Origin of the sequence: Actinomycetospora soli (assembly GCF_021026295.1) — a bacterium.
In the GTDB taxonomy this organism is placed as follows: domain Bacteria; phylum Actinomycetota; class Actinomycetes; order Mycobacteriales; family Pseudonocardiaceae; genus Actinomycetospora; species Actinomycetospora soli.
On sequence record NZ_JAJNDA010000001.1, the window covers coordinates 88,179 to 106,395 of the forward strand.

Below are 18,217 nucleotides of genomic sequence, written 5' to 3' on the forward strand. Positions count from 1 at the left end.
GCCGGTCGGCCCCGGCCGGTGCGGGTGATCAGCGTCGCGGCCCCGCGAGGTCGTAGACGGTCTCCGACCCCACCTGCCGGCCGGCGTAGTGGGAGGTCACCCACTGCTGGATCGGTGCGATCGCCTTCCCCCGGCCGAAGCCGCCCTGCCGCGACACGTCGCCGTGCTCGAGCGTCGTCGGGACGACGTAGTAGCGGAGCCGGCCCTGGTCGACGTCGGACTCGAACGTCGCGGGAGTCGGGGTGGGGTCGTTCCCGGAGAACCCGCCGAGGCCCATCACCGAGGTCCCGCTCGCGAGCTCCAGGGCGGAGGCGGCCATCGTCGTGGGGGTCGCCGCGGACCACTCGGTGCCCGCGGTCCGCAGCAGGGCCGCCACGGCCGGGTCGGTGCGGCCGCCGAAGCCGCTAGGCGCGCCGTGCCGCATCGCGGCGTACCGGTCGCTGCGCGCGTCGTGGACGGTCGGGCCGGGCGAGTCGGCGCTGGTGTGGGGCGTGACGACCGTGTCGACGGCCCACGCGGTGGTCCCGCCCAGGCCGCCCACCAGGCCCAGCGTCACGGCGGCCACCACGCCACCCCGGCGGGCGAGGCCGGTCGGCAGGAGCAGCACGACCGCCGTGACCAGCCCCGCCGCGAGCACGAGCCAGCGCACCCACGGCACGAAGGTCGGCGCCCGGTCGAGCAGCACGAACGACCAGGCCGCCGTCAGCACCACCCCGACCGCGAGCAGCACCCGCGCGCCGGTCGCCTCCCGGCGCCGCCACCCCTCGCGTGCCCCGATCGCGACCAGCGCCGCGACCGCCGGCGCCATGACGATCGTGTAGTACGAGTGCACGGTCCCGGCCATGAACGAGAACACCGCGCCGCTGACGATCAGCCAGCCGCCCCAGAGCAGGGTCGCGGCGCGCAGCCGGTCGGTCCGCGGGGCGCGGCGGGTCACCCAGACGAGGGCCACGAGCGCGACGAGCGCGGCCGGGAGCAGCCACGCGATCTGCCCGGCGAACTGGCCGCCGAAGAGCCGCCCGAGTCCCGCGGCGTCGCCGCCCGCGAACCCGCCGGGACGGCCGCCGCCACGACCCTGCAGCCGGGACAGCCCGTTGTAGCCGACCGCGAGCTGCAGCAGCGAGTCGTCGGTCGAGCCGCCGATCCAGGGCCGCTCCGAGGCCGGCCAGAGCGCGACCACCGCGAGGAACCACCCGGCGCCCACCACGATCCCGACGCCCCCGAGCAGGAGCTGCCCGAGGCGCCGCGCCCACGAGCCGGACGCCGCGACGAGGAACGCCGTGGTGAAGGCCGGCGGCACCAGCAGCGCGACACCCATCTTCGCGAGGAACCCGAGGCCCACCAGCAGGCCCGTCGCGACCATCCACGCCGTGCCGGCCCGCACGGCGGCGGCGTCGACCGCGCGCACCAGGGTGTACGCGGCGGCGACCAGCAAGAACGTCAGCATCGGGTCGGGGTCGTCGAAGCGCGACATGATCACCACGACCGGGGTCAGCGCGAGCACGGCCCCCGCTCCGATCGCCGCCACGTCCCCACCCCACCGGCGCACGGCGAGCACGAGCAGCGCCACCGACCCGATCCCGAGCAGCGCCTGCGGGATGAGCATCGACCAGGGCGAGAAGCCGAACAGGTTCGCCCAGAGCCCCATCCACCAGTTGTCGGCCGGCGGCTTGTCGACCGTGATGAACCCGGGGGCGTCGACCGCCGCGAACAGCCAGGCGACGGGGTTGCGCGTCGAGGCCTGCACGGCCGCCGCGTAGAACGGGTTGGCGTCGCCCTGCGCACCGAGGTCCCAGAGGTCGATCAGCGCGGTGAGCACGAGCAGGCCGGCGAAGGCGGGCCGGAACCAGGTCCGTTCCCGACGGTTCATCGGCTCGGCCGGGCGCGCGAGGGTGGCGGTCACGGGCGCTGACGATCACCCCGGTTCCTCGCCGTCGGCTGGGCGGTCCCTGTGGGCCGCCTGTGCGCGCTCCTCGGGCCCCGGTCCCGCACCAAGATCCGGACCGGCGGAGCACGGTGATCGCTCAGCGACCACATCGCTCCGCGCGACGAGATCTCGCCGATCGACGATGTCCCGTGGCACGCACCCAGTGGGAGCAGACCGCCACCGTCGTTCCCGACCCCGGTCCCACACCAAGATCCGAACCGGCGGAGCAACGTGATCGCTCAGCGACCACATCGCTCCGCCCGATGAGATCTCGCCGATCGACGATGTCCCGTAGCACGCACCCGGTGGGAGCAGACCGCCATTGTCACCCGCGACCCCGGTCCCGCAGCAAGATCTCGCCGGCCCGGAAGGTGCCGCCCGCCACGAGGCGCCGCACCACGGCGGCGACCACGATCACCGCCGCCACGAGCGCGGCGATCACCACCGCGACCGGGCGCCCCGCCACGACGATCCCGCCGAGCGCCCACAGCACCGAGGCCGCGTACGCGACCGGGGCGGGACCCGCCGTCGCCACCGCGGCCGCGATGAGTCCGGTGACGAGCAGCATCACCACACCCAGCGTGATCGCGACGCCGCCGGTGCCGGGCAGCCCGGCCCAGACGCCGGTGGCGGCCGTCCCGACGACGGTCGCGACGCTCACCCAGCCCGCGTAGAAGGCGACCGGGACCGCGAGGAGCCAGAGGTCGGCACCCGTCGTCGGGAAGGTCGCGAGGCGGGCGAGGACGACGGCGAGGCAGACGAGGAGCGTGATGATCACGACCTCCGCCCAGCCGGGCAGCGGCTGGGAGAAGAGCACGATCCACGCCATGTTGGCGATCGCGGCGCCGACGAGCCACCAGCCGGTGGCGCGGTGCACGGGGCGGGCCCACTGCGAGGGCAGCACCTGGCGGATCGCCAGGACGAGGACGGCGAGGTAGATGAGGCCCCAGATGGCGAAGGCCCCGCCCGCGGGGACGATCGGGGTCGAGAGCTGCGCGGACACTTCTCCTATCGGCCGCCCGAGGGCGCCCGACCCGCCGATCGATCCGAGGACGAACTGGGCGATGGCCGTCACCAGCACCGCGACGGCGCGGACGGCATCCGATGTCTTGGTCACCAAGACATTCTTCCCGGGCGTCACCCGGACGAAACCGACGCGGATGGGATGCTGGTCGATGTGGCGCAGTTCTCGACGGAACGGCCGCGCTGGCTCGTGCCGGCGGCCTTCGGCACCGCGGCGCTCCTCGCGCTCGTGGTGCTGGTGATCGTGGTGGCGCAGAACGGCCCCACCGCGCGGCCGACGTGCACCGTCACCGCGCCCCCGAACTCCCCGGGGCTGCGGTCGAGCTGGAGCGGGTCCCCGGAGCAGATGGACAACGCCGCCACGATCGCGGCGGTCGGCCGCAAGCTCGGCGCCCCGGACCGGGCGATCACGATCGCGCTCGCGACGGCGATCCAGGAGTCGACGCTCGCCAACCTGCGGGGCGGCGACCGGGACTCGGTGGGGCTCTTCCAGCAGCGACCGTCGCAGGGCTGGGGCAGCGTGCCCGAACTGCTCGACACCGTGACGTCGTCGACCAAGTTCTACGAGGCGCTGCTCGCGACCCCGGGCTGGGCGGGCATGGACGTCACGGAGGCCGCCCAGCGGGTGCAGCGCAGCGGGTTCCCGGAGGCCTACGCCGACCACGAGCCCGAGGCGCGCACCCTCGCGGTCTCCTTCCTCGGCCAGAACCCGGGCGGCCTGACCTGCACCGACCTCGACCTGTCCGAGCCCCCGGCGGATCCGGTCGCCGGGCTCGCCCGCGCCGAGCTCGGCAACGCGCGCCTGTCGGGGCCGCAGAGCGCGGAGAACGGCTGGGCGATCGCGTCGTGGCTGGTGGGCCACTCGACGCGCCTCGCCGTCGACCGCGTGACCTACGACGGCCGGACGTGGACGGCCGCCTCCGGCACCTGGGAACAGACGGGTGCCGCCGACGGGGTCCTCGCCCTGCACCGCGTCGGCGAGCCCTGAGCCCCTACGGCAGCATCCACCCCAGCACCGGCGTCGACTGCAGGTAGACCAGCGCCGCCATGCCCACGAGGAAGATCAGGCTCCACGGCAGGACGCGCCGGAAGATCTCGCCCTCCCGTCCGGCCATGCCCACCGCGGACGCCGCGATGGCGAGGTTCTGCGGGGAGATCATCTTGCCGAGGACGCCGCCGGAGGTGTTGGCGGCGGCGAGCAGGACGGGGTCGAGGCCGCTGCGTTCGGCCGCGGCCACCTGGAGGGCGCCGAACAGCGAGTTCGACGACGTGTCCGACCCGGTCACGGCGACGCCGAGCCAGCCGAGCACCGGCGACAGGACCGCGAAGAACCCGCCGGTGGCCGCGAGCCACTGGCCGATCGTGATGGTCTGCCCGGACAGGTTCATGACGTAGGCGAGGGCGAGGACCGCCATCACCGTGACGATCGCGGTGCGCAGCTCGGTGAGCGTCTGCCCGTAGGAGCTCACGGCCGTCCGGGGCGCGACCCGCAGCACGAGCATGGTGATCAGGCCCGCGATGAGCAGGATCGACCCCGCCGAGGCCAGCCAGTTGAGCGTGAAGCTCGTCGAGGACACCTGGCTGCCCGACGGCGAGCGCACGTCCAGTCCGGGCCACCGGAACTTCACCGTGGTGGCGTCCAGCGCGGCCTTGATCGGCGGGATCTGCTGGATCGAGAAGAGCGCGATGATGATCACGTAGGGCAGGTAGGCGAGCACGGTGTCGCGGGTGGAGTCGCGGGTCGTGTCGCGCTCCGGGACCGCACCCGACCCGGCGTCGGGACCCTCCCCTCCCCCGGCGGCGACCGGCACCCGGTCCGCCGAGCCGCGGCGGGAGCGGACGGCGAGGACGACGGCGCCGGCGCAGAGCAGCGAGGCGACGATGTCGGTGAGCGGCACCGACAGGTAGTTCGACGTGAGGAACTGCGCGACGGCGAAGACCACACCGCCCACGAGCGCGACGCCCCACGTCTCCCGCAGGCCGCGCATCCCGTCGACGAGGGCCACCAGCACGAACGGCACGAAGATCGCGAGCACCGGGGTCTGGCGGCCGACGACGGCGCCCAGGACGTCCTCGGGCAGGCCGGTGACCTGGGCGAGGGTCGTGATCGGCACCGCGATCGCGCCGAAGGCGACCGGGGCGGTGTTGGCGACGAGGGCCACGACCGCGGCCTTGAGCGGCGGGAAGTTGACCGCCATGAGCATGACGGTGCAGATCGCGACCGGGGCACCGAAGCCGGCGAGCGCCTCGAGCAGCGCCCCGAAGGCGAACGCGATGATGATCGCCTGGACGCGCTGGTCGTCGGACACCGACGAGAACGACCGCCGCAGCACGTCGAAGTGCCCGGTGCGCACCGTCATGCGGTAGATCCACAGTGCGTTGATGACGATCCAGAGGATCGGGAAGAACCCGAACACCGCCCCCTCGGTCCCGGCGAGCAGGGCCTGGCCGACCGGCATCGCGTAGACGAGCACCGCGACCAGCAGCGAGACCACCAGGGCGATGATCGAGGCGAGCCACGCCCGGACGCGTAGTCCGCCGAGCAGGACGAACAGGACGAGGAGCGGGAGGGCGGCGACCAGGGAGCTCCAGGCGAGGGAGCCGAGCACCGGCGCGTACTGCTGCACGTACATGGGTGATTGCTCCTCGTCAGCGCGGTCTCCGAGTTGCCGTCCGTAGTACCCCGTTCGGGGCGGAAGACCTCATCGAGAATTCACGGGACGGAAACCGGGCCACCTACTGGTGCGGACCTCTCAGCTTTGTCACAGTGTCGGTTCGTGACCACCACCCCCGGTAACCCCGACGACCCGAAGGCGGTCGACCCCGCCGACGGGGGCGTCCGCACTGCCGACACCCCGGACCCCGGCCAGGACTTCTCGGCGGACCGCCGCTTCTTCGGCCATCCCCTCGCGCTGGCGAACCTGTTCTCCGTCGAGCTGTGGGAGCGGTTCAGCTTCTACGGCATGCAGGCCGTCATGGCCTACTACCTCTACTACTCGCTGGCCGAGGGCGGGCTGGGCCTGCCCGAGGAGGCCGCGACCAGCATCATCGGCGCCTACGGCGGCATGGTGTACCTCGCGTGCGTCGGGGGCGCCTGGGTCGCCGACCGGCTGCTCGGCGCCGAGCGCACGCTCTTCTTCTCCGCCTGCACCGTGATGCTCGGCCACATCGCGCTCGCGCTGATCCCGGGGCTCGGCGGCGTGGTCGTCGGCCTGCTCCTCGTCGCGCTCGGCTCCGGCGGCGTGAAGACGTCGGCGACGACCGTGGTCGGCTCGCTGTACCGCCGGGACGACCCGCGCTGCGACGCCGGGTTCTCGATCTTCTACATGGGCGTCAACATCGGCGCGCTGGTCGGGCCGCTGCTCACGGGGCTCGCCCAGACGACGATCGGCTTCCACTGGGCCTTCGGCCTGGCCGCGATCGGCATGGCCCTCGGCCTCGGCATCTACGTGACCGGCCGGAAGAACCTCCCGGCCACCGCGAACGTGGTGCCCAACCCGCTGCCCGCCGGCGCGTGGCAGCGTCCGGCCGGGATCGTGGTGGCCGCCGCCGTCGTGGTGGTCCTGCTGTTCGTGTCCGGTGTCCTGACCGCCGAGAACCTGTCGACGGCCGTGGCGATCGTGGTCGCGCTCATCGCGATCGGGCTGTTCGCGCTGCTGCTCTCGAGCCCGAAGGTGACCGCCGACGAGCGGTCGCGGGTCCGGTCGTTCATCCCGATGTGGCTCGCGAGCGTCGTGTTCTGGTCGCTGTTCCAGCAGCAGTTCACGGTGGTCACGCTCTACACGGACGTCCGCCTCGACCGCATGCTCGGCGGCTGGGAGATGCCGATCGCGTGGGTCAACTCCCTCGAGCCGTTCTTCGTGATCATCCTGGCGCCGCTGTTCGCCGTGCTGTGGACGAAGCTCGGCGAGCGCGCCCCGTCGACCCCGGTCAAGTTCGCGATCGGTGCCGGCGGCATGGGTGTGGCGTTCCTGCTCTTCCTGCCCTGGGCCGGCGGCACGGGCAACACCACGCCGGTCCTGGCGATCGTGCTGATCATGCTGGTGTTCGCGCTGGCCGAGATGAACCTGTCGCCGGTCGGGCTCTCGCTCTCGACCCGCATCGGCCCGGAGGCGTTCCGCTCGCAGTCCGTGGCGCTGTTCTACCTGTCGGTCTCGCTCGGCTCGGCGCTCGCGGGCACCATGGCGGGCTTCTACGACCCGGCGACGGAGGGCACGTACTTCTCCGTCATCGGGATCGCGGCCCTCGTGCTCGGCGGGGTGCTGCTCGCCCTCGCCCCGTGGGTGAAGCGGGCCATGCGCGGGGTGAGGTGACTGCGTCAGGTGAGCACTGAGGGTCGCTCTAGCGACCCTCAGTGCTCACCTGCGCTACAGCGCACCCGTCGTGAACGTGTCGCACCGGGTCGGGTCGCCCGTCCGGAAACCGGTGGTCAGCCAGCGCTTGCGCTGGTCGGACGAGCCGTGGGTGAAGGTGTCCGGGTCGACCGTCCCACCGCCGAGCTCGCCCTGGATGTAGTCGTCGCCGATGCGCTGCGCGGCGTCGACGGCGGAGTCGAGGTCGGCCGGGGTGATGTCCTGGATGAGCCCGGGCCGGCCGTTCACCGGCTGGGACGCGTGGTTCATCCACACCCCCGCGTAGCAGTCGGCCTGCAGCTCGAGGCGCGCCGCGTCCGAGGCGGCGCCCTGCCGGGAGCGGACCTTCGCCTCGGTACCGAGCTGCGCCTGGACGTGGTGGCCGTACTCGTGGGCGAGCACGTAGGCGTTGACCAGCGGCCCGCCCTGCGCCCCGAACTGCTGCTGCAGCTGGTCGTAGAAGCTCAGGTCGATGTAGACGAGGTTGTCGCCCGGGCAGTAGAAGGGCCCGGCGCTCGAGTCGGCCGATCCGCACGCCGTGCGCACCCCGCCGGTGAAGAAGACCGTGTCGACGCGCTGGTAGGTCGGCTGCGCGCCGCGCACGGCCGAGGCCGCCCGCGCGTAGCCGCCGCCCGCCCAGTAGCCCTGGATCGAGTTGATGTCGGCGACGATCGCGCAGTCCAGCTTGGCGTTCGCGTCGGCCCCGGTGCGGCACTCGCTCGCGAGGTCGCTCGTGCCGACCTGCGCCGGGCCGCCGGGCTCGCCGAACCCGCCGGCGACCCCCGTCGTCGTGCCGGTCCCGCCGCCGAGGAACTGCACCGCGAGGAAGCCGATCACCGCGACGACGACCACCCCGAGGCTCGCCTTCCCGCCCCGGCCGCGCAGCAGCAGGCCGAGGACCAGGCCGATCAGCCCGCCTCCGCCGCCGCCCCCGCCGAAGCCGCCGAGCCCGCCGGAGCCCCGGGAGGAACCCCGCTGGTCGGTGACCTCGGACGCGTCGAGCTGGGCGTCGTCGTCGTAACGCATCGCGTGGTTCCTCCGGCCGTGTCGGGACCCGACGATCCTGTCGCGATCGCCGGTCCGACGGGAAGTCGGGGCTACAACCGGTAGTTCTTGCGCTGCGCCCACAGGCGCCGCCCGTCGTACCGGGCGCGGCGGATCTCCGCGCTCCAGCGCCCGACGAAGAACCCTCCGACACCGCCGGCGCCCAACACCAGCATCCACGACTCGATCACTGCTGCCCCCCGTTCCCCGTAACCCCTCCTATGAGGACTAGCACGGGTGTTCGATCGGACGGGAGGAAGTTGCGACGGTCAGTGGTCGAGGTTCGCCCGGTCAGCTCAACCGGAGGGCGACGAGGTGGTCACGGGCTCCGGTTCCGGCGACGCTGTGTCGATCGTGGAGGGAGCCGTGGTCGGCGCCGTCGCCGGAGCGGCGGACGGGACGGTCGTCGTGGTGGGACTCGTCGTGGTCGGTGCAGGCGCGCTCGAGGGGGCCGGGGCGGTGGTCCCCGGCGCGGCAGGACCCGGCGTCCGGAAGGCCGGCGCGGTGAGCGACGCCTGCCGGGCGGACGCGGACTGCGGGACCACGGCGGCGGGCAGGGCGGCCCCCGCCGCGAGCGTCGCGAGGCGGGTCTTCATCAGCTCCACGCGGTAGGTCGTGAACTGCGACATCGTGAACCAGATGTCGGGCCCGTCGTTCCACCGCGGCGTCAGGTAGGGCGCGTAGGCCCGGGGGAAGTCCTTCGTGGTGGTGACGACCTGCGCGGGCGTCCACGGTCCGGTCGGCGCGGGAGCGGTCCGCAGCACGATCTCGCCGGTGTCGTCGACCAGGTACATCATGATCCAGCGCTGGTAGAAGGCGTTCCAGCGCACCGAGAGCTCGCCGACCGGTCCCCGGACGACGGGCACCGCGTTCGCCTCCCCCGCCACCCAGGTCGTGCCGTTCCAGTAGCGGTAGGCGGCCGTGTCGGTCAGCCGGTCCGCCGGGACCTTCGCGAGCGACAGGTCGCCGTAGCGGCCGCCGGGGATGCCGTAGACGTAGATCTCGGAGCCGGGCGCGACGCCCGCGGCGACCGGGGACGTCGGGTCGTCCGGGCCTCCGGGGCGCACGTAGGCGACCTGGCCGAACTTCGAGTCCGCGGGCCAGCGCGCCCCGGAGTCGGTCCACGTGGTGCCGCCGTCGGTGGAGGTGACGATCCCCGAGCCGGTCAGCCGCCAGTGCCCGGGCTCGTCGAAGCTGCGCACCGACATGTACTGCAGGTTCATCGTGGTGTTCCTCGCCCCGGTCGCGATGCCGTAGGTCGGGATCACCGTCTCCTGGATCCCCTTCCTCTTCTGCGAGGGGATCAGCTCCTTGGCGTGCCCGGCGCGGTCGGTGATCATCCCCTTGAACGCGAGCCCCTGCGCCGGGGACGCCGGCGGGTCGATCGAGGCGATGACGTTGGAGCGCCAGTCGGTGTGCGGGACCGAGAAGAAGTCCTTCGCCGCCGGTGCGCCGAAGGTGTCGCCGAAGGTCATGGCCATCCGCGGCCCGACCATGAACATGTGGCCGAGGTCGGTGCCCTCGACCCCGTAGCGTGCGCCCGTGTCGTTCATCGACCCGGCGCCGATCAGGTCCGCGACCTTCGCGGTGGCCGCCCGCTGCACCGCCCAGGCCCCGGTCTCCGCCGGCGCGGCGACCGCCGCGGTCCCCACGGTGAACCCGACGAGGGCGACCAGTCCCGCGGTCAGCGCGGCGAGGGTCCGCCGCCGGCGTACGTGCTCCATGGCGGCGCACGCTAGGAACCGGGCGCGGCCGGGCCGGGGCACGAAACACCCGGTCACCCACAGGTGTCCCGATCACCACCCGGGGGTCGCCGGAACCGTCCGGCATGATCACGACCCGTCCACCGACCACCCGTCCGAGGAGTACCGATCGTGAGCGCGGAGATCGACACCCGAGCCCTCGCGTCCCTCGTCCGACCGGGGGCGCGGATCGCCGTCGCCGACGGGTGCGGCGCCCCGCGGGCGGCCTTCGCCGCGCTCTCCGACCTCGCCCGCGACCGCGGTGACGTGCGCCTGGTGCTCGGGTGGATGCCCGCCCCGGTGGACGGGCTCGACCTCGCCGCGTTCGCCGACGCGCGGACCGTGATGCCCGGCTGGGGCCTGCGCGCGGGAGTCTCCGCCGGACACGTGCGGGCGGTCCCGGCCCGGCTCTCGGCGATGCCCGCGCTGCTCGCGGGGCCGCTGCGTCCGGATCTGCTCGTGGTGGCGGCGGCACCGGGGCCCACCGGGCCGGTGCTGGGCAGCGAGGTGTCGTGGGTCCGGTCGGTGATCGACGCGGGGGTGCCGATCGCGGTGGTCCTCGACGACGCGCTCCCCCGCGCCGCAGCGGGTCCACCCCTGCCCGAGGACCGGACCTTCGTCGTCGGGCACGTCTCGACGGGGCCGGCGGTCGTGCCCGTCGCCCCCGAGCCGAGCCCGGAGCACCGGCGGATCGGCGAGCTCGTCGCGGGGCTCCTTCCCGACGACGCCCGGGTCCAGTGGGCCCCGGGCCAGCTCGGCCAGGCGGTGGTGCGCGGGATCCTCGAGCGCGGGCGGCCGGTGCACGCCGACTCCGGCCTGCTCGGCGACCCGGTCGTCGACCTCGACGAGGCCGGGCTGCTCGCGTCGACCCCGACGGCCACCTACCTCGTCGGGACGCCGCGCCTCTACGCCTGGGCCGACGCGCACGGGCGGGCCGGTCGGCCGGTGCTGCACGGCGTCGAGGTGACGCACGATCCGAACCGCCTGGCCGCCGACCCGCCGCTCGTCGCGGTGAACACCGCCGTCGAGGTCGACCCGGACGGTCAGGTGAACGTCGAGGGCCCGGCGTCGGCGATCGTCGGTGGGATCGGCGGGCACCCGGACTACGCGGCGGCGGCCACGCGGTCCCGTCGCGGGCTGTCGGTCGTCGCGCTCGCCAGCACCCACCGCGGGCGGTCGACGATGGTCGAGCGCCTCGCCCGGCCCGTGACCACCGCGAGTCACGACGTCGACGTGGTCGTCACCGAGCACGGCGTCGCCGACCTGCGCGGGCTCGACCGCGGGGAGCGGCGCGCGGCGCTGCGCGCGCTCTGGCCGTGACCTACCCGGCGAGCACGCGGGGCCGCGGGGCCACGTCGCGGAGGACCTCGACCAGGTCGGTCGCGAGCGCTCCCGCCACCGGGTCGTCGAGGAGCAGGAGCAGGGCCGTGAGCACCTGGGCGTGCGCGCGGCGCTGGAGCCGCGGCAGGGTCTCGACGGTGCCCTCGAGCAGGGGCAGGGCGTTCTGCACGAGGGCGAGCGCGACGTCGCGGCCCAGCCCGTCGGCCGCCCAGGTCTCCACCTCGACCACGACCTGCGACGCGACCGCCCGGAGCGCGTCGGACTCGCCCACCTCGCCGGGACCCGTTGCTTCACCGCTCACATAGGCAGTCTTACTGATCACGCTCCGCCGTCCGCCACCCCCGGTCGTCGACGCGGGTTCCCGACGAGGTGTCACCCGACCGACGCCCGCCGTCACCGGCCGGGCCGCACCGTCCTCCGGTGATCCGGCGACAGGGCGGTGATCCGCGGGTAGCGTCGGGGCGCATGGCCGACCGCGTGCTGACCAGCGTCCCGACGGGTCCCGGGGCGGCGCCCGCGCTGCCGCCGGAGAAGCACGGGGATCCGCTGCACGCGCCCGACCTGTTGGCCGCGCTCGACCGCGGCGACGACGCCGCCGTCCGCGCCTGGATCGCGGCCCACGTCCCGGAGCCGGAGAGCCTGCTGATGTACGGGCTCTTCCTCGGCGCCGGGATCCTCGGGCTCGTCGAGTGGCCCGCCGTGCTCCTGTCGTGCCTCGGCCAGCTCGTCGTCGACCGTCGCTTCGGCGGGGTGGAGAACCTCGCCGCCGAGCTCCGGGCGCGGGTCACCGCGCTCGGCTGACCCGACCCGGCGTCAGGCGGGCCCGCTCGGCATCACCCGGCGCGCGGACGCGCTCTCGGCCACCCACTGCGCCACCGCGGTGAGCTTGAGGTTGGTGTCCTGCGAGGACTTCACCAGCATCTGGAACGCGGTCTCGTCGTCGATCGAGAAGCGCTCGGCGAGGATGCCCTTCGCCCGGCCGATGAGGTCGCGCGAGTCGATCGCGCGCTGCAGGTGGTGGGCCTGGTTCGCGCCGTAGAGCAGGACCGCCGCCTGCACCCCGAACAGGCCCGCGAGCGTGCGGGAGTGCTCGTCGAACGCGTCCGGCCGCTCCGCGTAGAGGTTCAGGGCACCGCGCACGCCGCCCTGCGTGGTGAGCTGGACCGAGAGCAGGCCGCGGAAGCCCGAGCGCACGACGGCCTCGGAGAACCGCGGCCAGCGGGGCGCGTCGTCGCCCCCGAGGTCCTGGGCCACGACGACACCGCTCTCGGGCGGGTCGAGGATGGCACTCAGGCACGGGCCCTCACCGAGCTCGCTCTGGGTGTCGTCCAGCTGCCCGATCAGCTCGCTGGTGGGGTGGCGGGTCTCGACGCGGCCCTGCTCGACCATCGAGATGCTGCCCGCGTCCACCGCGGGGATCGTCTCCACCGCGGACGCGACCACCTGACCGAGCAGGTTCTCGAGGTCCCGGATGCTCCGGTGCCCGAGCAACTCGGTCGCGGCGCCGCGCAGGGCGATGACGAGCCGGTCGTCCGTCCCGTCGCTCATCGCCGCTCACCGGCCGGGCGGTCCGCGGTGCGGCTCCGACCGAGGGCGAGCCCCAGGCCGACCATGCCGGCCGCGAGGACGAGGTGCAGCCAGTTGTCGGCGGTGTTGACGGGCACGACGTTGGCCGCACTGTCCGCCGGCAGGAACGCCCCGTAGATCGCGAGCAGCAGGTAGATCGCCCCGCCGCCGACGAGGTAGCCGTACGCGGCGCCGGAGGTGCGGGCGAGCGCGAGACCCGCGACCCCGAAGAGCAGGTGCACGAGGTTGTGCAGCACCGAGACGTGGAACAGCCCGAGCAGCATCGCCCCCGAGCCGTGCCCGGCGACCGCGAGCGCGTCGAGCTGCGTGGTGACGCCGGGGACGAAGCCCAGGACCCCGACCAGCAGGAACACCACCCCGACGACGGTCGCGGCGAACTGGACGGGACTGCGGGTGATGGTGGCGGTGGCGGTACTCATGGGCCGCCTGATACCCGTCCGGGGCCGGACGAACCACGTCCGACGCGGCCCCGGACCGGGGACGCGGTCAGGCCGCGCGGTGGTACACGTCGTCCTCGGGTGCCCCGAGCACCTCGGTGGGCACGAGCACCTCGGCGGGCACGACGACCTCGGCGGGCTCGACGACCTCGTGGGTCGCGGCCTCGAGCCGGTGCTGCCGGTGGTCGGTGTGGAAGCGGGCGGGCTTCTCCGCCCGGCGCGGCGGGGCGTCGTTGGCGATGAGCACCGCGATCCACGGCAGCGGGACCGACGCCACGATCAGCGCGACGGCCACCCAGGTCCAGCCGAACGCGATCCCGAAGACGCCCGCGAGCACGAGGCACGGGATGCGCATGGCCATGATCAGCGAGTAGCGACGACGGCGGGCGGCGAACTGCTGCTCGAACGAGACCGCCGCGTCGGTGATGAGTACGGGTGCCTGACGACGTCCCACGACGTCCTCCTCCCCGGGCGCCGTTGCCCGGATCCGCCGCCTCGCGTCCCGGTCCCGGGACGATGTCGGAGCGGCATCAGGATCAACGTCGCGATAGCCGGGGAGCATCCGGGGCGGGTCCCGTCGGCGGCGTGGCCCCGGTCATGTCCACCGCGGTCGGTCGGACGGATCGGACGGAGCGGAGCGGGCTCGGTCACATTGCGTACAACTAGATGAAGATGGGACAGTCTCCCCGCTGGTCCCCTTGCCCCCCGAGGAGACCGGTCCGACCCCGTCGCCCCTCCCCCGGGGCGGCGGGGTCACCGCATCCAGGGCCCCGCCCGGCGTCAGGAACGCACGAGCCGCGCGATCGCGGCCGAGGCCTCCGCCACCTTCTCCCTGGCCTCTGCGTCCCCCGCCTTCGCGGCGTCGACGACGCAGGAGCCCATGTGCTCCTCGAGCAGCGCGAGCGCCAGGTTCTGCAGCGCCCCGGTGACCGCGCTGACCTGGGTGAGGACGTCGATGCAGTACTTGTCCTCCTCGACCATGCGTGCGATGCCACGGACCTGGCCCTCGACGCGCTTCAGGCGCCGCAGGTGTGCGTCCTTGTGCGGGGAGTAGCCGTGCTGGTGCTCGCTCACGGGTGCGATGATACCCGGGCGGGGTATGTCACCCCGTTTGACGCTCATACCCCTGGGGGGTATCACTACGGCCATGGCGACGACGACGGACCCGCGCACGAGCACCGAGCTCGCCATCTCCGGCATGACCTGCGCGTCGTGCGCGATGCGGATCGAGAAGAAGCTCAACCGACTCGAGGGCGTCACCGCCAGCGTCAACTACGCGACCGAGAACGCGCACGTCGAACACCCCCCGGGGGTGTCGACGGCCGCGCTGGTCGAGACGGTCGAGAAGCTCGGTTACGGCGCGGCGCCGCCCGCCCCGCGCGACGGATCCGCGGAGGGCGGCGACGACGGCGGCGGGGACGGCGGGGACCCCGAGGTCGACGAGCTGCGGCACCGCGTGCTCGTCAGCGCGGCACTCACGGTGCCCGTCGTCGCGCTCGCGATGGTCCCCGCGTGGCAGTTCGTCGACTGGCAGTGGATCTCCCTGGTCCTCGCCGCCCCCGTCGTCGTGTGGGGTGGCTGGCGCTTCCACCGGGCCGCCGCGGTCAACCTGCGCCACGGCACGGCGACCATGGACACGCTGATCTCGCTCGGGACGCTCGCCGCGCTGCTGTGGTCGATCTGGGCCCTGCTGTTCGGCGACGCCGGCATGCCGGGCATGACCCACGCGTTCTCCCTCACCGCCGACCCCGGTGACGCGATCTACCTCGAGACCGCGGCCGCGGTGACGACGTTCGTGCTCGCCGGACGGTTCTTCGAGGCGCGCGCCAAGCGCCGGGCCGGCGCGGCCCTGCGGGCCCTGCTCGACCTCGGCGCGAAGGACGTCGCCCTCCTCGTGGACGGGACCGAGACCCGCGTCCCGGTGGAGCGGCTCGTCGTCGGCGACGAGTTCGTGGTCCGGCCCGGCGAGCGGATCGCGACCGACGGCGTCGTCGTCGCCGGCGTCGGCGCGGTCGACGCGAGCACGGTGACCGGGGAGTCGGTGCCGGTCGAGGTGTCCCCGGGCGCCGAGGTGGTCGGCGGCTGCGTCGCCGTCGGCTCCCGTCTGGTGGTGCGCGCGACCAGGGTGGGCGCGGACACCCAGCTCGCCCGGATCGCCCGTCGGGTCGCCGAGGCGCAGAACGGCAAGGCCGACGTCCAGCGGCTGGCCGACCGGGTCTCGGGCGTGTTCGTGCCCGTGGTCGTGCTGGTGGCCGTCGCGACCTTCGTCGCCTGGCTCGTGCTCGCGGGCGACCTGGGCGGGGCCTTCACCGCGGCCGTCGCCGTCCTCATCATCGCCTGCCCGTGCGCCCTCGGACTGGCCACGCCGACCGCGCTGATGGTCGGCACCGGCCGCGGCGCGCAGCTCGGGATCCTGCTGCGTGGCCCGGAGGTGTTGGAGTCCACCCGGCGCGTCGACACCGTGGTCCTCGACAAGACCGGCACCCTGACGACCGGGGCGATGCGGCTGGTGGGGGACGCTCCGGCGACCGCGCTGCGGTACGCCGCGGCGGTCGAGGACGGGTCGACCCACCCGATCGCGCGGGCGATCGCGGACGCGGGGCGCTCCCGCGGTCCGCTGCCCGCCGCGACCGACGCACGGACGATCGACGGGCTGGGGGTGAGCGGGACGGTGGACGGCGTCGAGGTGCTCGTCGGCCGCCCCACGCTGCTGGCCGAGCACGGGATGCCGCTCTCCCCCGCGCTCACCGCCGACCTCGAGGCCGCGCAGGCCGACGGGGCCACCGCGGTCGTCGTGGGCTGGGACGGCGAGGCGCGCGCCGTGCTCGCGGTGGCCGACACCGTGCGCGCGACCTCCGCGGACGCCGTGCGCGCGCTGCGCGACCTCGGGGTGCGCCCCGTGCTGCTGACCGGGGACCACGAGGCCGCGGCGCGGGCGGTCGCCGCGAGCGTGGGCATCGACGAGGTCCACGCCGGCGTGCTGCCCGAGGAGAAGGCGGACGTGGTGGCCGCGCTGCAGGCGCAGGGGCACGCGGTCGCGATGGTCGGCGACGGCGTGAACGACGCCGCCGCCCTCGCCCGCGCCGACCTCGGGCTCGCCATGGGCACCGGCACCGACGTCGCGATCGAGGCGGGCGACGTGACCCTGGTGCGCGAGGACCTGCGTGCGGTGCCCGAGGCGCTGCGTCTGGCCCGCCGCACCCTCGCCACCATCAGGGGCAACCTGTTCTGGGCCTTCGCCTACAACGTGGCGGCGATCCCGCTGGCGGCGCTGGGCCTGCTCAACCCGATGGTCGCGGGCGCGGCGATGGCCTTCTCCAGCGTGTTCGTGGTGGGCAACAGCCTGCGCCTGCGACGGTTCCGGTGACGCCGTTCGTGGCGCTCGCCGTGGTCGGCGGGGTCGCCCTGCTGGGCGTGGGCCTCGTCGTCGCCGTGTCGTGGGTGGCGCGGGCCGCGACCGGGACGCGCCGACCGCTCGTGGCCGCGCCGCACGCCGGCGGGATGCCCGTGGTGGAGCACGCGGTCTCGCGGTGGCACGTCCGGTGGACGACCCTCGCGCTGGTCTTCCTGGCCTTCGACATGGAGATGCTCTTCATGTACCCGTGGACGCTCGTCGTGGCGCGGTCCGGGACGGGCGCCGCGGTCGAGATGTTCGTCTTCCTCGGGATCCTGCTCGTGGGCGTCGGCTACGCGTGGCGGGAGGGCGCCTTCCGGTGGTCCTGAGGTCCGTGCTCGCCCGCCGCCCGCACGTCCTGACGATCACGCCTGCGACCGTGGACCTCGGCCTCCGGCTCGCCGTCGAGGCCGAGCTCGCCCGCCGTCGCTGGCCGGAGGCGTCGGCGCCCGTCGACGCCGACGTCGCGCTCGTGCTCGGCACGCCGGGCCCGCGCCTCGCGGCGGTGGTCCGGTCGGTGTGGGCGACGGTGCCGGCGCCGCGGGTGCTCGTGGCGGTCCCGACGGCGGGCGTGCTCCGGTCGGCGCTCGACGACGCGGCGGCGGGGCTGCGGTCTTCCCGGCCTCGTGGCAGCAGAGCGTCGTCACTGTCACTGGACGCCAGTAACGACGCTTTGCTGCCAGATGGGGATTGGGCCGACCACCGAGAGGTGGACGTGCCTCCGGAGCCGCAGATGGCCGACCTCGCCTTCTACGACCGCGACGGCCTCGCCCTGGACGCCCTGCACGTCGCGCTCGGGCCGGTCCTCCCCCACTGGCCGGCGGGTCTCGTGGCGCACGTGACGCTGGCCGGCGACCTCGTGACCGACGCGCACGCCGAGGTGCTCGACGTGCCGGCGAGCGTCGGCCCGGGCAGCCGCGGCCGGTCGCCGCTCGGGCCCGACCGCACCCGCCTCGACGTCCTCACCCGGGTGCTCGGCCTCCTCGGCGCGGACCACCTCGCCGCCCGGGCCCGCCACCTCCGCGACCACGACCCCGAGCCCGGCGAACTGACCGCCTTCGGCCGCCGCCTGCACCGGAACCGCCCCGTGCGGTGGGCGGTGCGGGACGTCCCGCTCGTCGGCGGCGCGGTGGAGGAACGGACGCTGGCCGACCGCGTCGCGCACCTCGCCGGTGCCCTCGGCGGCAGCCTCCCGCCCCCGGTGCGTCCGACCGCGGAGAAGGCCGTGCAGGCCATGGTCGGCCTCGAGCTCGGGGCGGCCCGGCTCGTCCTCGCCGCACTCGACCCCGACACCACCCTGGGCGCTGGCCCGGTCGCGGCCTTCGCGCCGCCGGAGGTGACCCATCACCACCACTGAGCTGGTCGTCCTC

General features: G+C 74.2%; 18 protein-coding genes. 7 read left to right on the top strand and 11 right to left on the bottom strand.

Annotation, left to right across the window (positions count from 1 at the left end; translation table 11 throughout):
- Positions 1-28: 28 nt before the first annotated feature.
- Both LN037_RS00480 and LN037_RS00485 read right to left on the bottom strand, forming a co-directional pair.
- On the bottom strand, positions 29-1,903 hold the full coding sequence (locus LN037_RS00480) for an ArnT family glycosyltransferase (protein WP_230748791.1): 1,875 nt from the start codon (positions 1,901-1,903) through the stop codon (positions 29-31).
- A gap of 349 nt (positions 1,904-2,252) precedes the next feature.
- Positions 2,253-3,044, bottom strand: coding sequence for a TspO-related membrane protein (locus LN037_RS00485; protein ID WP_230748792.1), 792 nt, complete (start codon positions 3,042-3,044; stop codon positions 2,253-2,255).
- 48 nt (positions 3,045-3,092) lie between these two features.
- Between LN037_RS00485 and LN037_RS00490 the strand changes: the two genes are divergently transcribed.
- On the top strand, positions 3,093-3,938 hold the full coding sequence (locus LN037_RS00490) for a hypothetical protein (protein WP_230748794.1): 846 nt from the start codon (positions 3,093-3,095) through the stop codon (positions 3,936-3,938).
- Positions 3,939-3,942: 4 nt separating this feature from the next.
- Here the strand turns inward: LN037_RS00490 and LN037_RS00495 are convergent, their stop codons facing one another.
- Entirely contained in the window at positions 3,943-5,583 is a 1,641-nt protein-coding gene (locus LN037_RS00495) for an L-lactate permease (RefSeq protein WP_230748796.1), read from the bottom strand.
- A 144-nt stretch (positions 5,584-5,727) separates the two neighbouring features.
- Between LN037_RS00495 and LN037_RS00500 the strand changes: the two genes are divergently transcribed.
- Positions 5,728-7,263, top strand: a complete 1,536-nt coding sequence (locus LN037_RS00500) for a peptide MFS transporter (RefSeq protein ID WP_308286084.1) — start codon at positions 5,728-5,730, stop codon at positions 7,261-7,263.
- A 54-nt stretch (positions 7,264-7,317) separates the two neighbouring features.
- Here the strand turns inward: LN037_RS00500 and ypfJ are convergent, their stop codons facing one another.
- From ypfJ to LN037_RS00510, 3 genes are all read right to left on the bottom strand, one after another.
- Complete coding sequence (ypfJ, locus tag LN037_RS00505) at positions 7,318-8,328, bottom strand: KPN_02809 family neutral zinc metallopeptidase (RefSeq protein ID WP_230748797.1); 1,011 nt, start codon at positions 8,326-8,328, stop codon at positions 7,318-7,320.
- A 71-nt stretch (positions 8,329-8,399) separates the two neighbouring features.
- Positions 8,400-8,522 carry a hypothetical protein gene (locus LN037_RS32110; RefSeq protein WP_255692638.1) on the bottom strand — a complete coding sequence of 41 codons (123 nt, stop codon included), beginning with the start codon at positions 8,520-8,522 and terminating at the stop codon, positions 8,400-8,402.
- A gap of 120 nt (positions 8,523-8,642) precedes the next feature.
- A complete protein-coding gene (locus LN037_RS00510; RefSeq protein ID WP_230748799.1) occupies positions 8,643-10,070 on the bottom strand; it encodes a glycoside hydrolase family 183 protein in 1,428 nt (475 codons plus the stop codon).
- 150 nt (positions 10,071-10,220) lie between these two features.
- Here LN037_RS00510 and LN037_RS00515 point away from each other — a divergent pair, with 150 nt between their 5' ends.
- The gene (locus tag LN037_RS00515; RefSeq protein WP_230748800.1) at positions 10,221-11,408 is read left to right on the top strand and encodes an acetyl-CoA hydrolase/transferase C-terminal domain-containing protein; all 1,188 of its coding nucleotides are present in this window, start codon (positions 10,221-10,223) and stop codon (positions 11,406-11,408) included.
- Between the two features lies 1 nt (position 11,409).
- On the opposite strand, the gene LN037_RS00520 is transcribed toward LN037_RS00515, so the two are convergent.
- The gene (locus LN037_RS00520) at positions 11,410-11,730 is read right to left on the bottom strand and encodes a hypothetical protein (RefSeq protein WP_230748802.1); all 321 of its coding nucleotides are present in this window, start codon (positions 11,728-11,730) and stop codon (positions 11,410-11,412) included.
- 164 nt (positions 11,731-11,894) lie between these two features.
- Between LN037_RS00520 and LN037_RS00525 the strand changes: the two genes are divergently transcribed.
- Complete coding sequence (locus LN037_RS00525) at positions 11,895-12,230, top strand: hypothetical protein (RefSeq protein ID WP_230748803.1); 336 nt, start codon at positions 11,895-11,897, stop codon at positions 12,228-12,230.
- A 12-nt stretch (positions 12,231-12,242) separates the two neighbouring features.
- On the opposite strand, the gene LN037_RS00530 is transcribed toward LN037_RS00525, so the two are convergent.
- The 4 genes from LN037_RS00530 to LN037_RS00545 all read right to left on the bottom strand — a co-directional run bounded on the left by LN037_RS00530 (position 12,243) and on the right by LN037_RS00545 (position 14,527).
- Positions 12,243-12,977 (bottom strand): GAF and ANTAR domain-containing protein, encoded by a 735-nt coding sequence (locus tag LN037_RS00530; protein WP_230748805.1) that lies wholly within the window; start codon positions 12,975-12,977, stop codon positions 12,243-12,245.
- Positions 12,974-13,435, bottom strand: coding sequence for a DUF4383 domain-containing protein (locus LN037_RS00535; protein ID WP_230748807.1), 462 nt, complete (start codon positions 13,433-13,435; stop codon positions 12,974-12,976). The genes LN037_RS00530 and LN037_RS00535 overlap by 4 nt, the downstream gene beginning before the upstream one ends.
- A gap of 67 nt (positions 13,436-13,502) precedes the next feature.
- Positions 13,503-13,907, bottom strand: coding sequence for a DUF3099 domain-containing protein (locus LN037_RS00540; RefSeq protein WP_230748809.1), 405 nt, complete (start codon positions 13,905-13,907; stop codon positions 13,503-13,505).
- A 326-nt stretch (positions 13,908-14,233) separates the two neighbouring features.
- Positions 14,234-14,527: a metal-sensitive transcriptional regulator gene (locus tag LN037_RS00545; protein WP_230748811.1), complete on the bottom strand. Its 294-nt coding sequence runs from the start codon at positions 14,525-14,527 to the stop codon at positions 14,234-14,236.
- 73 nt (positions 14,528-14,600) lie between these two features.
- Between LN037_RS00545 and LN037_RS00550 the strand changes: the two genes are divergently transcribed.
- The 3 genes from LN037_RS00550 to LN037_RS00560 are packed head-to-tail and all read left to right on the top strand — an operon-like array spanning position 14,601 to position 18,204.
- A complete protein-coding gene (locus tag LN037_RS00550) occupies positions 14,601-16,820 on the top strand; it encodes a heavy metal translocating P-type ATPase (RefSeq protein ID WP_230748813.1) in 2,220 nt (739 codons plus the stop codon).
- Positions 16,817-17,176: an NADH-quinone oxidoreductase subunit A gene (locus tag LN037_RS00555; RefSeq protein ID WP_230748814.1), complete on the top strand. Its 360-nt coding sequence runs from the start codon at positions 16,817-16,819 to the stop codon at positions 17,174-17,176. Before LN037_RS00550 ends, LN037_RS00555 begins: the two co-directional genes overlap by 4 nt.
- On the top strand, positions 17,167-18,204 hold the full coding sequence (locus LN037_RS00560; protein WP_230748816.1) for a hypothetical protein: 1,038 nt from the start codon (positions 17,167-17,169) through the stop codon (positions 18,202-18,204). Before LN037_RS00555 ends, LN037_RS00560 begins: the two co-directional genes overlap by 10 nt.
- The last annotated feature ends 13 nt before the right edge of the window (positions 18,205-18,217 follow it).

Coding starts and splice junctions, on each gene's coding strand:
- ypfJ (WP_230748797.1), bottom strand. CDS start 8,328: ATGCGTTACGACGACGACGCCCAGCTCGACGCGTCCGAGGTCACCGAC.
- LN037_RS00535 (WP_230748807.1), bottom strand. CDS start 13,435: ATGAGTACCGCCACCGCCACCATCACCCGCAGTCCCGTCCAGTTCGCC.
- LN037_RS00530 (WP_230748805.1), bottom strand. CDS start 12,977: ATGAGCGACGGGACGGACGACCGGCTCGTCATCGCCCTGCGCGGCGCC.
- LN037_RS00525 (WP_230748803.1), top strand. CDS start 11,895: ATGGCCGACCGCGTGCTGACCAGCGTCCCGACGGGTCCCGGGGCGGCG.
- LN037_RS00495 (WP_230748796.1), bottom strand. CDS start 5,583: ATGTACGTGCAGCAGTACGCGCCGGTGCTCGGCTCCCTCGCCTGGAGC.
- LN037_RS32110 (WP_255692638.1), bottom strand. CDS start 8,522: ATGCTGGTGTTGGGCGCCGGCGGTGTCGGAGGGTTCTTCGTCGGGCGC.
- LN037_RS00510 (WP_230748799.1), bottom strand. CDS start 10,070: ATGGAGCACGTACGCCGGCGGCGGACCCTCGCCGCGCTGACCGCGGGA.
- LN037_RS00490 (WP_230748794.1), top strand. CDS start 3,093: ATGCTGGTCGATGTGGCGCAGTTCTCGACGGAACGGCCGCGCTGGCTC.
- LN037_RS00550 (WP_230748813.1), top strand. CDS start 14,601: ATGGCGACGACGACGGACCCGCGCACGAGCACCGAGCTCGCCATCTCC.